The organism is Longinema margulisiae (genome assembly GCF_025266855.1).
Lineage (GTDB): Bacteria > Spirochaetota > Brevinematia > Brevinematales > Thermospiraceae > Thermospira.
On record NZ_CP053071.1, the window covers coordinates 2,366,432 to 2,380,957 of the forward strand.

The following is a 14,526-nucleotide window of genomic DNA, read 5'->3' on the forward strand; positions in this document are numbered from 1 at the left end:
ATGCCAGTCAAAGTAGATGCCAATACCGTTATTGGAGAAAAGTCTTATTTCGAAGGCAAAATGCTCATCAATGGTACCCTTCAAATAGATGGTCGATTTGAAGGAACCCTTCTGATGGTGGATCAGATATACATTGGACCAAATGGAAAGGTCAAAGCCAATCTTGAGGGATCAAATATTATCATTGAAGGGATAGTGATAGGCAATATCAAGGCAAAAAACCGGGTTATTCTCATGCCTACGGCAAGAGTCCTTGGGGACATTCGCACCCCAGAGATTATGATCCAGAATGGTGTGATGTTAGAGGGAAACCTCCATATCGCCAGCCGTCCCGATATGGCTATCAAGGATGCCATCATCGATCTCTACAAAAAGCATGAATAAATGCCCAAAACCCACGAAATTTTGATCACCCTTGGCGATCCCGCTGGCATTGGTCCTGAAATCACCCTCAAAGCCCTCCAGAAAAGAGAAAAACGGGGCGAAGTAAGGTACCGTCTGATCTCCCACCCCGCCATCAAAGAATGGTTCTCCCCTCTTCTCTCACGAGAGGACATTGTATGGGAATACGTAGGAGAAGAAGTGGATTTTTCCCTCTCCTGGGGGCAAGAAAGCCCCGAGGGAGGAAAAATCGCTTACCTTTCTCTTATGAGGGCGATAGAACTTATTCGACAAGGGGTTTCCTCTCTTTTAGTAACGGCTCCCCTCTCCAAGCGCACAGTTCACCTGTGGGACAAGCATTTTGTGGACCATACCACCTTTCTTGCTGATACCTTCGGAGTAGAGGAATACCGCATGGCCTTCTGGGGAGAAAAGTTCGGCGTTGTCCTGGAAACCATCCATATTCCTCTCCGGGAAGTTCCCTCTCTTCTCTCCCCCTCTCATCTCGCGAAAACCATCGAAATGGCCTCTTCTTTTGCCCTGAACCTTTTTGGTCCAAAAGCAAAAGTGGCCCTTTGCGGTCTCAACCCCCATGCTGGAGAGGGAGGACTCTTGGGAAATGAAGAAAAAACCATCCTAATTCCCATCGTGGAGGAAATGAAACAAAAGGGATTTGCTGTTGACGGGCCTCTTCCTGCGGATACCGTCTTTTTTCAGGCCCTGCAGGGAAAGTATCAGGTGGTTATAGCCCTCTATCACGATCAAGGGCTTGCTCCTTTCAAGATGGTTTCTTTTGAAAGCGGTGTCAATCTCACCCTTGGTCTTCCTTTTGTCAGGACATCTCCAGACCACGGAACCGCCTTTGATATTGCCGGCAAGGGCATAGCCTCCTCAAAAAGTATGGAAAACGCCATCGAGGTAGCCCTTTGTCTGAGAAAATAAAAAAAATTTTCTCTCCCCTCTGGACAGAAAAGAAAATTTTCTTTATACTTTGAACAACGAAAAGGAGTGTTCTATGGCCGATCCTAGATATCCTCGACCATTTCAAAATCTTCAAACCCTGAGAGAGATTGTCACCTCTATAGACGAAAAACTCACCGGACACATAGCGTTTGTAAATAGCACAACAGGTCCCTTTGAAAAAATGGACTACCCCACCGCCAAAGATACTATTCTCTCCCTTTCGCAAGCCCTCTTCTCTTTAGGCATTACCAAAGGGGACAAGATTGCCCTTCTCTCTGAGAATCGAACCGAATGGGCACTTGTCTATTTGGCGACGGTAAGTATGGAGGCTGTGATTGTCCCTCTTGATATCCTTCTCACACCTCAAGAATTAGAAAACCTCATCAGGGATAGCGAAGCCAAGATTCTTTTCCTCTCAGCTGCCCAGAAAGAACGTTTCTCCTCCATAAACACGCTTCCCCTTCGTCATATCGTGGTCTTTGACCCTATCGAAGAAACCCTTCACCTTCAAGAAAAACGAGAAGCGCAGGATCTTCTCTCCCGGCTTTTGAATCTCTCCATTCTTCCGAAAAAACTCCAGAAGACCCTCTCCGACCACAAAAAAGACCTCTCTCTCACAGAAAACTGTGAGATTCTTTTTCAAGAAGAAAAGATGCTGGACTTCTTCTCTCTCATCACAGCCGGAAAAAATATACGCCAGACAACCTGTGCCAATGTTTATGAGAGTATTTCGCTTTCTAGCGAAGACGCCGCGGCCCTTATTTACACCTCCGGGACCACAGGAAACCCCAAGGGAGTACTCCTCACCCACAAAAACCTCGCCAGCAACCTCGATGACATCCAGATGCTTGAGCGATTCAGCCCTGAATACCGGTGGGTTACCCTTCTTCCTCTCCACCACACTTTTCCCACCATGGGGGGACTCCTTGTTCCCTTCTTCACCCGTGGTTCTATCTGGTTTGTTTCCTCCCTTCGGACAGATGTTATTATCTCTACTTTCAAGCAAAGCAGAGTCACAAGCTTAGTGATTGTTCCTCTGTTTCTCGAAAAGATCTACAAAAACATCATGAAAACCGTCAAAGAAAAAAATTTTCTCGTGCGATTTCTCTTTAACTCTATGTTCCATTTCTCACGCTTTGTCTACAAACTCACCTCCCTGAACCCGGGAAAAATCCTCTTCCGTGGAGTGAGAGAAAAGTTAGGACTCTCAGATTTGATTTTCTTCATTTCCGGTGGTGGTCCTATAGCCAAAGAAATCCTGATCGGTCTCAATACCCTTGGTATCTATGTCGCTCAGGGATATGGCCTCACCGAAACCTCCCCTGTTCTCACCTGCAATAATCTCACGGTCAACAAATTTGGTTCCGTTGGATACGCCCTCAAGCATGTGGAACTCAAGATTGACAATCCCGACAAACGTGGTCATGGAGAAATTCTTGCCCGTGGGCCAAATATCATGCAGGGATATCTGAATAGGCCAGAAGAAACCGCCAAAGTCATTGACAAAGACGGCTGGTTCCATACGGGGGATATTGGTTTTCTTGATAAACAGGGTTTTCTCTGGATTACAGGACGCATCAAAAATATCATTGTCACAGCCGGTGGCAAGAACGTTTACCCAGAAGAACTCGAAAACCTCCTCTCCCAGAGCGACTATATTAGTGAAGTGGCTGTGATCGGAAGACGAGATTGGGAAAGTCGTGGAGAAGTTCCGTATGCTATCATATACCCCAATATGGAAGCCATCAAACTTCTCAGTGACAAAAATGAGAGAAACTTCGACGAAGAATCCCTCTATGAACTTTTCGCCCAGGAGCTGAAACGACTCACGGCTGATCTGCCCGCTTACAAGAAAATCGTCGATTTTGAACTCATTTATGAAGAACTTCCCAAGACCTCTTCTCGAAAGATCAAGCGTTTTCTGTTAGAAGCCTCAAAACCGTTCAAAAAGAAAGAATAATACACCTTCACAAGTGGAGAATGAGACCTTTGCCCATTCGTGCAAGGGTCTTAGAATGGTTTTATTGGCCTCTCCTTATTTCACCATGTGATAAAAAATCTCTCCCTCTTGAATTATAGCCTTCACCTTTCCCTCTCTCTGAAGAATGTCTAAGTAGGGGGTTATCTCCTCGACCTCCGCCCCTACCATAAGACTAAGTTCATAAAGCCTCATCGGGCGTCGAGAAAGAGCCTCACGAATGGCTGATTCGACATCCTGATGATAACGGGTCAACTCAGAGCGAACATTATAGCGCTTGAGAATATCTATCGGAATCTTCACCCCTTGTCGAACGAGTGTTTCGCGTATATGCCGGAGAACCTCTTCAGACGCTGATTTCACCCATTCTTCTGCTGGGGGTCTATCTAAGGTATTGAGCTGTACCCTATCACACCCTATCTCCTGAATCACAGAAGCGAGTTGTCTGGTATGAGATTCATCATCATTTACTCCAGGAACAATAAATACCTCAAGCCAGATCTCACGGCCTTCTTGTTTTCGAAAACGATGAGAAAACTCACCTATACCATCAATCACCTTTGGCAATGGATAGATCTTATATGGCCTATCAATCTTAAGATAGGCCTCTTCTGTAACAGCATCTAACGACGGCACCACAAGATGAGCAGGAAGAAGATCCTGCTGAACATCCCTATCCCACAAAAGACTTCCATTCGTGAGAACAGTGAGACGAATAGCAGGATACCGACGGGAAAGTTCCTTGAGAAGAAAACCAATATCAAGCGAGAGAGTAGGTTCTCCAGAACCAGAAAACGTCAGAGACTGTGGAGTAGGATGGTTGGCAAGAAAGTCTTCTATCTCAGATAAAATCTCCTCTGGAGAAACAAAGTGGCCTCTCTCATAGACATAACGACTATTTTTCCCACATTCGCAATAAACACAGTTAAAATTACACGTCTTGGTTTCAAAAAGATCCACTCCAAGCGAGATGCCCAAACGACGGGACGGGACAGGCCCATAGATATGCTTGTACGCCATCAGCGTATCTGTTTCAGAATCTTGCGGAAAATATCTTCTGGAGTAAGCCCAAAGTGTTTATACAAAGCCGCAGGAGAACCAGACTCTCCAAAAACATCCATAATCCCAATACGAAGAAGCTTGGCTGGAAAATCCTCAGAGAGCACTTCTGCAACCGCACCACCAAGCCCTCCAATAATACTGTGTTCCTCTACCGTCACCACTAAACGACTGCTTTTGGCTATCCGGACCACCGTTTCCCTATCCAATGGCTTGAGAGAAGCCGCATCAGCCACAATCACCGAGTACCCCTCTTCCTCTAAAAGCTTTGCCGCCTTCAAAGCATTGGGGACCATGGTTCCAATAGCAATAATACCCACATCAGCCCTTGGAGCGTCTTTAATCACATTCATCTTGCCAATCACAAAATCATAACTTTCATCGTAGATCACTTCCGTTTTTGGTCGATTGAGACGAATATAGACAGGTCCAGGACAAAGAGCCGCTTGCTTCACAATCTTTGCTGTTGCCACGCCATCAGCAGGAACAAAGACCTGCATATTGGGCATCACCCGCATAATCGCTAAATCCTCCACCGTCTGATGAGAAAGCCCATCTTCCCCCACACTCACCCCCGAATGAGTGGCCGCAATCTTCACATTGAGATTTTGAGAAGCAATAGAGTTACGAATCTGTTCGTATGGCCTGAGTGTAGCGAACATAGCAAAACTGCTCGCAAAAACGACTTTGCCACTCAGAGCAAGCCCGGCCGCAAAACACATCATATTAGATTCTGCAATACCAAAGTTGAAAAACCTCTCAGGAAACTCTTTGGCAAACATGGCTGTTTTTGTTGATTCAGAGAGATCGGCATCAAGAACAACAAGATTTTTGTTCTCTTTTCCAATTTCCACAAGGGTTTTTCCATACACATCACGAGTGGCTAACATTGTCTCCGCCATTATTCTCCCTCCGCATTCCATTCTTCCATACTTTCGAGACAACCCAGTTCATCCAGCGCCTTGAGAAGATCATCCTTGGTCGGAGCAACCCCATGCCAATGGGCTTTGTTCTCCATAAAACTCACACATTTGCCTTTCACCGTCTTGGCCACAATCACGGTTGGTTTTCCAGTCCCCTGATTGGTCTGAAAAAATTGAAGGGCCTTTTCTATCTCCTCAAAGTCATGACCATTAATATTCATCACATGCCATCCAAAGGATTGAAACTTCTCAGCAATAGGATACACATTCATCACCTCATCCACAAGCCCATCAATCTGAAGTCCATTATTGTCCACAAAAAGACAGAAATTATCAAGCCCAAAGTGAGCTATAGCCATCGCGGCTTCCCATACAAGACCTTCTTGAATCTCTCCGTCCCCCACAAGACAGTACACACGAGTGGGACGCTTGTCCATTTTGGCGGCCAACGCCATTCCACCCGCCACAGAAATACCTTGACCTAAAGATCCCGTCGAACTTTCCACACCGGGAAGCTTTCGGCTATCAGGATGTCCCTGAAGGGGACTTCCAAGCTTACGAAGGGTTTTCAAGAGATTTGAAGAATAATATCCCACATGAGAAAGAATGGCATACAGGGCTGGGGCTGCATGCCCTTTGGAAAGGACAAACCTATCTCTCTCTGGCCAGTGGGGATTGGCAGGATCATAACGCATTTCCTTCAAGAAAAGATAGGTCAAAATATCAATACACGAAAGGGAACCACCAGGGTGTCCACTTCCTGCTTCGGTAAGCATCATCAGGATATTAGCACGCAGCTTTTTGGAAACCTCTTCAAGGCGTTCTTTTTCTGTCTTTTCCATCTCTCACCTCATCCAAAAAATAGAGAATATATTGTAAAGCAAAAGAAAGAAAAAGTAAAATAATGAGACCTTTGCACGAATGTGCAAAGGTCTCAAAAAAGTAGTAAAAACAAAAAATAGTATAAAAATATTCTTTGGAATAATAAATAGATTACGTTTCCAACAGGAGACCTGAAAGAGAGAGAAAAGGATAAAGAAGTTACCCCTGGCTCAAAAGATTTTTGTCAACTGTAGTATACAGGGAACATTTTAGATAAACAAGTTTTTTCTGGGGAAAGTACCCTTTTTAGGCCATAAAACAGGGCAATAAGTACGTACCATCCCTATGTTTTATATCACATCCTGCCAGTAGACACCATCGATAGCCTCATCACGATTATAGTAGTAATGCAAACGCACAGCAAGAACATTGGTTGCCCCTTCTCTTTTCCATACCCCTACATCCATTCTCTGGTTTATGGTTCGCATCACCCGTTCTGCCCTTGAGGTTGTTCCTGGCAAACCATCTTCACTGTCACAGGCGAACATGTCTTTTTGAGCACGAAGAAGATAATAAAAACAATGTTTGCGCCCTTTTTCGTGAAATAAGTCAAGAAGATTCTGAATATGCTGTCTGCGCTCGCTTTGATAACCAAGTCTTGTTTGCCAGTCATTTTTGTACCCCAAGAAACAGGCTTTCCCTGTTTCAGCGACAATATTTGTCCACTCAGAAGAACGATATCTCACTCTATCAAGACGAAGAAAATACTTCAATTGATAACTTACATGCCACAAACATCGTTGAAAAACGATACCGGGATGTTTGCCCTGGTTAATCCCTGTATCTCCATCGACAACAAGAAAAAACCGAGAAAAAGAGTGTTTTTCTTGAATGGGCTTAAGAAGTTTGTCCCAACCTGCATGGTAATTATCCACAAGAAGGCCTGCTATTCTTGTATTTTTTCCTGTCAATGGGGAGGCTTGTTGCCTCTCCTGCAAAAGAATTTTAGCTTCTTCTCCTTTTTTCTTGCCCTGAACAGGAATACCCGTCCCATCGGCTTCTCCACAGGGTTTTTCTTTTTCTGAGATACTGAAATGTATCTTTCTCCCAATATTTTGAAGGTTTTTCCAGAGGGTGCTAAGACCTATTTTATACCCTGTGAAGGAAAGAATACGAGCGGCCACTCGATAGGTGGTAAGAGCCCCGGCTAAAGCCACTCTGTAGATATCTTTCAGGATTTGCCTTTTTCGCTTTTCTACACCAAGAAGAGATCTTGTGAGAAAAAGTTTTCTTCCACACTTTTTGCATTGAATTTGGAGCTGAGGAAGAGTGATCTTTCCAAAGGGCATCAGAACAAAAACAGTGTTTTTTCCATGCTTTGTTTTCCATATGAAGTGATGTTTTTCTCCGCATGTACAGGTGATACGACCTTCTTTTATTTCTTTTTCTGCCACTTCTACAGAAATCTGATGAACAAATGACTCAAACACTCCTTTGATGGCCTGGAGAAAAACCACCACTAACGTCTCAAGTTTTGTGTCAGGGTAGTCGATAGTCAAAGTGAAGGTGAATTCTTTACGCATGGGTTCCTCCTTGTGTCCTATTATCGGCCAGGGAGGAACTTTTTTTGCTTTTCCTCATCTTCCCACTGCAGGTCTCCTGAAAAAAACGTTACCAATAAATAATCCTCTCTTTTTGAACAAAAAAGACAAACCGGCCCCTGTAAACAGAAAAAGCGGGGAAGAGGGGCGTAGCCCCTGACCTAAAAAGGGCAAGAAAGCACCCGTGCAAGGGTCTCACTTTAGGCTGAAACAAGGCGAGAACAAAAGTGTTTTCTCAAGAACTTCGGATGCCAACAGCGCTTCTCTGCTAAAAATGGACAAAAAAAACTTTTTGTATTATACTTTTATATAGAAATCTTCTCTCATATTTCCTCCCCAAAATAAAAAGTTGACGGAGAAAAAACATGAGCACCATTCGTGATATTGCAAGAGAAGCAGGGGTCAGCATTGCTACTGTTTCCCGGGTGCTTAAAGGTGGCACAAACGTCAAACCAGAAACCTATCAGAAGATCATTGAAGTTATAGAAAAGCGCGGCTATCGACCAAACCGTATAGCCCAGAAACTGGTCAAAAAACAGACTACTTCTCGAACTATAGGTATCCTCATACCAGACATTACTCAAACCTTCTTTATTGAAATCATTAGAGGGATCTATGATGTACTACGAGCAGAAGAATACAATTTGTTTGTCTTTAATATCCCTAACCTCAGCCAGTCCTCTATCTTTCCCCATATTCTTGAGGAAAACTTAGCTGGACTTCTCGTTATCAATTTTCGGATTTCAAGAGAAGAAGCGCACCTTCTTCGCCACCATCATCTTCCCTTCCTTGTAGTGGAAAATCACCTTCCCTATGTGCATTCCATTTATGTGAACAACCGAAAGGGAGGAGAACTTGCCGCTCAGTACCTTCTTTCGCATTCTCTCAACAAAATTGCCCTAATAGGAGAAAACAGGCATACCCTTCAACAACAGGAACGTTTTGAAGGATTTAAAAACTATATTCAGAAACATCATCTCTCCATTTCCTTGATTGAGGAATATATTTCCGTTGATTCTCATCTCCCTTATAGCCATTATACTCAGGAAGCTTATGAACTCACCCTCAGATTGGCCACAAAAGAGGGAGTGGATGGTTTTTTCTTTTATTGTGATGAATTGGCCTATGGGGGTATTTCTGCCCGTCAGGAGATAGAAAAAAAGATTTTCATTGTAGGATATGACGATCTTCCCCCTTCGGCTTATCTTGGACTCACCACCATTCGACAACCTGCTCATGAGATGGGAAAGTTGGGGGCATCCCATCTTCTGAAACTCCTTCACAAAAAATCAGAAGAAGACCTCCTTCACCTGCGCCTTGACCCCCAATTGATTATAAGAAACTAAAAAAAGAGAAGGCGTTGTCCTTTTTTAATCAACAACGCCCTCTCCCCTGTTCTGGCAGCTCTCTATTTGACGAGAAAAACCTTGTACTCGTAGGGAGAAAATTTCCAGACCACTGTTTCTTTGTTCAAAGAAAAGGTGGGCTTTTTGCCTTCTATGTCAATCAGAGTTTTTCCTTGCCACTGCCTCATATCCAGCACAATTTCCTTTTCCATATCACCAAAAAAAGCAAACACCAGCACCTCTTCCTTCCCATCATAAACCCTATACCAGAGAAGGGCTGGATCTTTTCCAGAGAAAAATTCAATTTTTCCCATCCCAAACACTGGATTTCTTTTACGAAGAGCGATCCAGCCCTTTATCCAGGAGAAAAGAGAAGAAGGATCATGAGAAGCTATTTCCACATTCACTTTCTGATAGGAGAAATCCCCTTTTTCTATAACAGGGGCATACAACCTTTCTGGAGGAGCAACGGAAAATCCCGCATTACGAGAAGTATTCCATTGCATGGGGGTTCGTACTCCATTCCTATCGGGCAAAGCAATATTGTCTCCCATTCCTATTTCATCCCCATAATACAAAATAGGTGTTCCCGGAAGAGTAAAAAGAACACTATGCAAAAGTCGAATCTTCCTCTGATCATTATCGAGAAGAGGTGCTAACCTCCGTCTTATTCCAAGATTCAAACGCATGCGCTTTTCCGGGGCATACATTTTCCACATATACTCCCTTTCCTCAGGAGTCACCATCTCAAGGGTGAGTTCATCGTGGTTGCGAAGAAAGTTACACCATTGACATTGAACTGGTATCTCTGGAAGCCCTTCCATTATTTTTACAATAGGAGATACATCCCGGGTTTTTAGTGCCATAAAAAGACGGGGCATCAAGGGAAAATTAAAAGCCATGTGGAATTCATCTCCATTGCCGAAATAGGGCAACAAATCCTGGGGCCACTGATTTGCCTCAGCAAGGAGTATAGCCTCCGGATAATGTTTTTCTACCATAGCTCTCAATTCTTTCAGATATTCATGAGTTTCGGGAAGATTCTCACAGTTTGTTCCCTCTCTTTCAAAAAGATACGGTACCGCATCCACACGAAAACCATCCACTCCCATATCAAGCCAGTATAAAAGAACCTTCTTCATCTCCCTTCTTACTTCAGGGTTATCATAATTGAGATCCGGCTGATGGGAATAAAACCTGTGCCAGTAATAATAACCATTCTCCTCACAGTACGCCCAATTGGAGGTTTCTGTATCAAGAAAAATAATTCTGGCTTCTTTATACTTCTCCGGCGTCTTGGACCAGACATAGTAGTGAAAATAAGGAGATGTTGGCCCTTTTTTGGCTTCCTGAAACCATGGATGCTGATCAGAGGTATGATTGAGAACAAGATCTATAATCAGTTTCATGTCTCTCTTATGTACCTCTTTAAGCAACTCTTGAAAATCTTGCATCGTACCGTATTTAGGGGCAATGGTATAATAATCCGCCACATCGTATCCATCGTCCCTTTCCGGAGAAGGATAAATAGGAGGAAGCCAGATACAATCAATCCCCAACTCCTGTAAATAATCAAGCTTTTCAATAAGTCCCCTGACATCTCCTATTCCATCTCCATTTGAATCATAAAAGCCCTTGAGATAAAGCTCATAAAATACCGCATGTTTGTACCAGGGAGTGTAACCCATCTCTATCCTCCTTTTCTGTATCTTTTCGTCCTTTGACAAACTCTCTCTCAAATGGTTGGTAAAGATAGAAAAACAATTACCCTTTTACCGCTCCGGCTGTAAGTCCCTCAACAAAATACTTCTGGAAACTCAAAAAGAGAATAAGAGGAATCACCATAGAGACAAAAGCCGCCGCACTCATCAAATGCCACCCGGATTCAAGAGAACCCTTCATAGAGGCTATTTTCACAGTCAACGGAGCCACTTCAGGAGTCCCACCTAAAAATACAAGGGCTACTAAGAGATCATTCCACACCCACATAAACTGAAAAATCCCAAGACTTGCTACAGCCGGCATGGATATAGGTATCACTAACTGAGAAAATATCTGAAACTTTGTTGCTCCATCTACTTCCGCTGATTCAATAATGGCATAGGGTATACCAGCAAAAAAATTGCGAAAGATATAAATAGCCAGTGGAAGTCCATACGCCGTATGTGCCATCCATATCGCAGGAAAGGTCCCAGAGATTCCCAGGGAACTCATCATTTTCATCACCGGAATCAGCGTGATCTGAAGGGGAATAACCTGCAAAGAAACAAAAAGCACGAAAAGAAAGGTTCTTCCCGGGAATTTAAAAAACGCCAAAGGAAAAGCCGCCAAAGCCGCAATGATAATCACTAATATCGTCGAAGGAATGGAAATCAGAAGCGAATTCACAAAAGCCCTTCCCACTCCTCCCTGAAGAAGAACCGCTCGATAGTTTTCAAGGGTAAATTCATTCACACGAGAAAAGGCCATCCACCACCCCGAAGACACAATTGCCTCTGGTTTACGAAAAGAGGTGATCAAAAGACCGATGGTTGGTAGAATCCATATCACCACAAACAAAACCAAAACCGCATTAATAAGAAACATTTCAGAAGGTTTATGATAAGGTTTATTCGTTAAAGGAATTCTTGTCTCTTTCATTGTCTTCCTCCTCTACCTCTGACTCTCTTCAATGTAATAACTCTTGATATTGCCAATCATCACCGGAACAATACAGAGAAACAGAATCACCGCCATGGCTGCAGCATATTCAAAGTTTCCCTCGTTAAAAAGCCGTACGGTACATACGATTTGCCAGCACTTCAGAGGAGCCGTATGGACCTCCCTGTGTCATAGTGTACACAATATCAAATACCTTGAGGACATTTATCACCATCGTGGTAGTTACCACGGTAATAGTAGGCAAAAGCATAGGAACTTCCACAAGAAAAAATGTCTGAACAGGGGTAGCTCCGTCTACCATAGCCGCTTCCCGTACGTCAGCAGGAAGAGCAGCAAGAGCTGCACTGAAAACCGTCATACAAAATCCTACCCACATCCATACACCTGCCGCAATGAGAGCAAAATTTACTGTCTCCGGTCTACCTAAAAACGCTATTCCTTCATAATATCCCGAACTCATACGGAAATACCTTCCCACATAATTCAAGAAATTCAACAAAGCATTGATTGTTCCAATCTGAACATCCTTGTCATACATAAAAGACCATATTACACCGGCCGCCACATAGGAAATAGCCATAGGTACAAAAATAATAGTTTTGGCAAGAGGAGCCCATCGAATATTCATGAGAAGTTTCGCAAACCCTAAACCAAAACTCACCGTAAACACCGTAAAAAACACAAGCCACACAAGATTATTTCGAAAAGCGATAAGCATATCACTGTCAGTAAACATCCGCTTGTAATGATCTATGCCAAAACGGATAGAACTTTTTTCTTTCAGATGTGTATAGGAGATTTCGGCCAGATCATTCACCGTAAGAGTGTCTTCAATTTTTTCTTTATAAGAAAAATGATATTTCTCCTGAAATAAAGCCACCCCTTTCTGCCAGGAAGGAATATCCTGTAAAAGGGTATATCTATCAACATCTATCCCCCCTGTTTCAGAAAAAATTTGAATGAGATCCTTTCGCAGTTCACTAACACTCACCCTCTGAGGTACCTGAAAACTCAAAATAATGGTTTGTATGGTAGGAACAATCAGAAAAAAGACGACTAATACAAAAGCAGGAAGCATCCACAGATAATACCTCAGAAAACGATAATTATACCTTCTTTTCTGTCTTGCCCCCTGGGTTCCCTGAACTGAAAACATACAGACCTCCTCTTTTATCTTCTCTTTAAAGAAAGGAGTAGAGAGTGCCACAAAGGGCACTCCCTTCTCTCCTGTATCACCGGTTTAATAATTTTTCTTTGCCAGAGCTTCCATTTCCTGAAGAATTTTATCAAGATTCTTCGGATTCTGGATATACTTCTTGGCTGCATCCCAGAAACCACCCTGATTTCCTACGGCAGGAGGCATCAAATCCGAAGCGTCAAAAACAAAGATATCTGCCTGCTGCACAATCTCCGCTGATTTGCGAAGAACCGGATCCTTGAAAGCTGTAAGAGGAACTTTACGATTGGGAACAAGGAAGCCACCTTCTGCTCCTACCGTCTGGGCCTTTACATCAATAAGCCCCTTGATGAGTTTTTGTACCTCAGGGGTATCATTGAAAACAACAATAATATCACCACCACCAACAATAGGAGCTCCGTACTTAGGATCAATTGAAGGGAAAACAAAGAAATCCATATTGGCTGAAGGAATCTGTGCCTTGACAATACCGGCCATGAAATCACCTTCATAGTACAAATAGGCTTTGGGAGGAGTCTGGAAAACAGCATAAGCAGCATTCTGGAAGGTTGTGGCAAGTGTTCCATCAATACCACCAAGGAGGTATTTTGGATTTCCTACAATATCACCCCACGTCTGGAAGGCCTTTCTCACAGAAGGATGTGTCCAAGAAATCTCATGATCAATCCACTGTTGATAAAGCTCTGGACCTGCCGTTCGAATCATGATATTCTCTACCCAGTCAGAAAGAGGCCACCCAATATCAGCCCCAATGGACCATGGAGTCTTTCCCGCTTTAGCCATCTTTGCAGAAAGATCCACTAATTCTTTCCAGGTTTTCGGTACGCTCCAGCCATTCTTTTTGAATTCTTCTGGATTGTACCAGATCACTGACTTGTTAGCAATCTTTACAAACACACCATACAGTTTTCCACCATAACTTCCAAGGTCATACATGGTTCTGGCCATCGTCTGAGACAACTCTTCCCTGGACACATAGGTGATGGGCTTTAATACACCCTGAGCAGCAAGCCGTTTCAGCATACTGGGGTTGGGAAGAATAGCAATATCAGGCAAATTCTTTGAGGCTATACGAGTGGCTATGAGGGCATCCAGATCACGAGTAGTCTCAAAATTCACCTTGACACCCACACTCGTACACATGGCCTTGAAAACTTCAAGCTCACTTCCTCCCCATGTTCCAATAGCCGATACATCGGCAAACAACACCGACACCACCAACACACCCAACAACACCAGAAGGTTTCTTCGCATAAAATCCTCCTTTTCTTTTTTTTGTAAACGTTTACATTTAATTTTGTAAACGTTTACAATTTTGCCTTATTATACCACAAATAAAATTTTTGTCAAGTATTTTTGGCCTTTTTTTGAAAAAATTTTTTCATGCTTTATGTCCTGCATCATTCCTTTTCCTCGTGCTTAACTCTCAGAACATACCTCAGCTATTCCTATGTTTCAGCAAAAATAAACTTCAAGCTAAAAAAGTGACAACTTTCCTACCTTTCCCATACCCCTTTATCCCCAAACCTCTTTTTCCTCTGAAAACCATGAGAAATCTGCATCTTTTGACAGAAAATCTCCCTTATGATATTAT

12 protein-coding genes are annotated in these 14,526 nt (G+C 43.2%); 4 read left to right on the forward strand and 8 right to left on the reverse strand.

Annotated elements, in window-relative coordinates:
• The 3 genes from BREVNS_RS10580 (at position 1) to BREVNS_RS10590 (ending at position 3,304) form a co-directional block, all read left to right on the forward strand.
• On the forward strand, positions 1-384 hold the full coding sequence (locus BREVNS_RS10580; RefSeq protein WP_483426973.1) for a bactofilin family protein: 384 nt from the start codon (positions 1-3) through the stop codon (positions 382-384).
• On the forward strand, positions 385-1,323 hold the full coding sequence (gene pdxA, locus BREVNS_RS10585; RefSeq protein WP_483426974.1) for a 4-hydroxythreonine-4-phosphate dehydrogenase PdxA: 939 nt from the start codon (positions 385-387) through the stop codon (positions 1,321-1,323). It abuts the gene before it with no gap.
• 73 nt (positions 1,324-1,396) lie between these two features.
• Complete coding sequence (locus BREVNS_RS10590; protein ID WP_483426975.1) at positions 1,397-3,304, forward strand: AMP-dependent synthetase/ligase; 1,908 nt, start codon at positions 1,397-1,399, stop codon at positions 3,302-3,304.
• Between the two features lie 75 nt (positions 3,305-3,379).
• On the opposite strand, the gene BREVNS_RS10595 is transcribed toward BREVNS_RS10590, so the two are convergent.
• The 4 genes from BREVNS_RS10595 to BREVNS_RS10610 all read right to left on the reverse strand — a co-directional run bounded on the left by BREVNS_RS10595 (position 3,380) and on the right by BREVNS_RS10610 (position 7,709).
• Positions 3,380-4,342 carry a radical SAM protein gene (locus BREVNS_RS10595; protein ID WP_483426976.1) on the reverse strand — a complete coding sequence of 321 codons (963 nt, stop codon included), beginning with the start codon at positions 4,340-4,342 and terminating at the stop codon, positions 3,380-3,382.
• A complete protein-coding gene (locus tag BREVNS_RS10600) occupies positions 4,342-5,283 on the reverse strand; it encodes a transketolase family protein (protein ID WP_483426977.1) in 942 nt (313 codons plus the stop codon). Before BREVNS_RS10600 ends, BREVNS_RS10595 begins: the two co-directional genes overlap by 1 nt.
• A complete protein-coding gene (locus BREVNS_RS10605; protein WP_483426978.1) occupies positions 5,283-6,146 on the reverse strand; it encodes a transketolase in 864 nt (287 codons plus the stop codon). The genes BREVNS_RS10600 and BREVNS_RS10605 overlap by 1 nt, the downstream gene beginning before the upstream one ends.
• Before the next feature lie 330 nt (positions 6,147-6,476).
• Positions 6,477-7,709: a hypothetical protein gene (locus BREVNS_RS10610; RefSeq protein ID WP_483426076.1), complete on the reverse strand. Its 1,233-nt coding sequence runs from the start codon at positions 7,707-7,709 to the stop codon at positions 6,477-6,479.
• 383 nt (positions 7,710-8,092) lie between these two features.
• Here BREVNS_RS10610 and BREVNS_RS10615 point away from each other — a divergent pair, with 383 nt between their 5' ends.
• Entirely contained in the window at positions 8,093-9,073 is a 981-nt protein-coding gene (locus BREVNS_RS10615) for a LacI family DNA-binding transcriptional regulator (protein WP_483426979.1), read from the forward strand.
• A gap of 62 nt (positions 9,074-9,135) precedes the next feature.
• Here BREVNS_RS10615 and treS read toward each other — a convergent pair whose 3' ends face one another.
• From treS to BREVNS_RS10635, 4 genes are all read right to left on the reverse strand, one after another.
• A complete protein-coding gene (gene treS / locus BREVNS_RS10620) occupies positions 9,136-10,761 on the reverse strand; it encodes a maltose alpha-D-glucosyltransferase (protein WP_483426980.1) in 1,626 nt (541 codons plus the stop codon).
• A 76-nt stretch (positions 10,762-10,837) separates the two neighbouring features.
• Complete coding sequence (locus tag BREVNS_RS10625; protein ID WP_483426981.1) at positions 10,838-11,713, reverse strand: carbohydrate ABC transporter permease; 876 nt, start codon at positions 11,711-11,713, stop codon at positions 10,838-10,840.
• Between the two features lie 124 nt (positions 11,714-11,837).
• Positions 11,838-12,890, reverse strand: coding sequence for a carbohydrate ABC transporter permease (locus BREVNS_RS10630; protein ID WP_483426982.1), 1,053 nt, complete (start codon positions 12,888-12,890; stop codon positions 11,838-11,840).
• Positions 12,891-12,974: 84 nt separating this feature from the next.
• Positions 12,975-14,186 carry an ABC transporter substrate-binding protein gene (locus tag BREVNS_RS10635; RefSeq protein ID WP_483426983.1) on the reverse strand — a complete coding sequence of 404 codons (1,212 nt, stop codon included), beginning with the start codon at positions 14,184-14,186 and terminating at the stop codon, positions 12,975-12,977.
• Between the last annotated feature and the right edge of the window lie 340 nt (positions 14,187-14,526).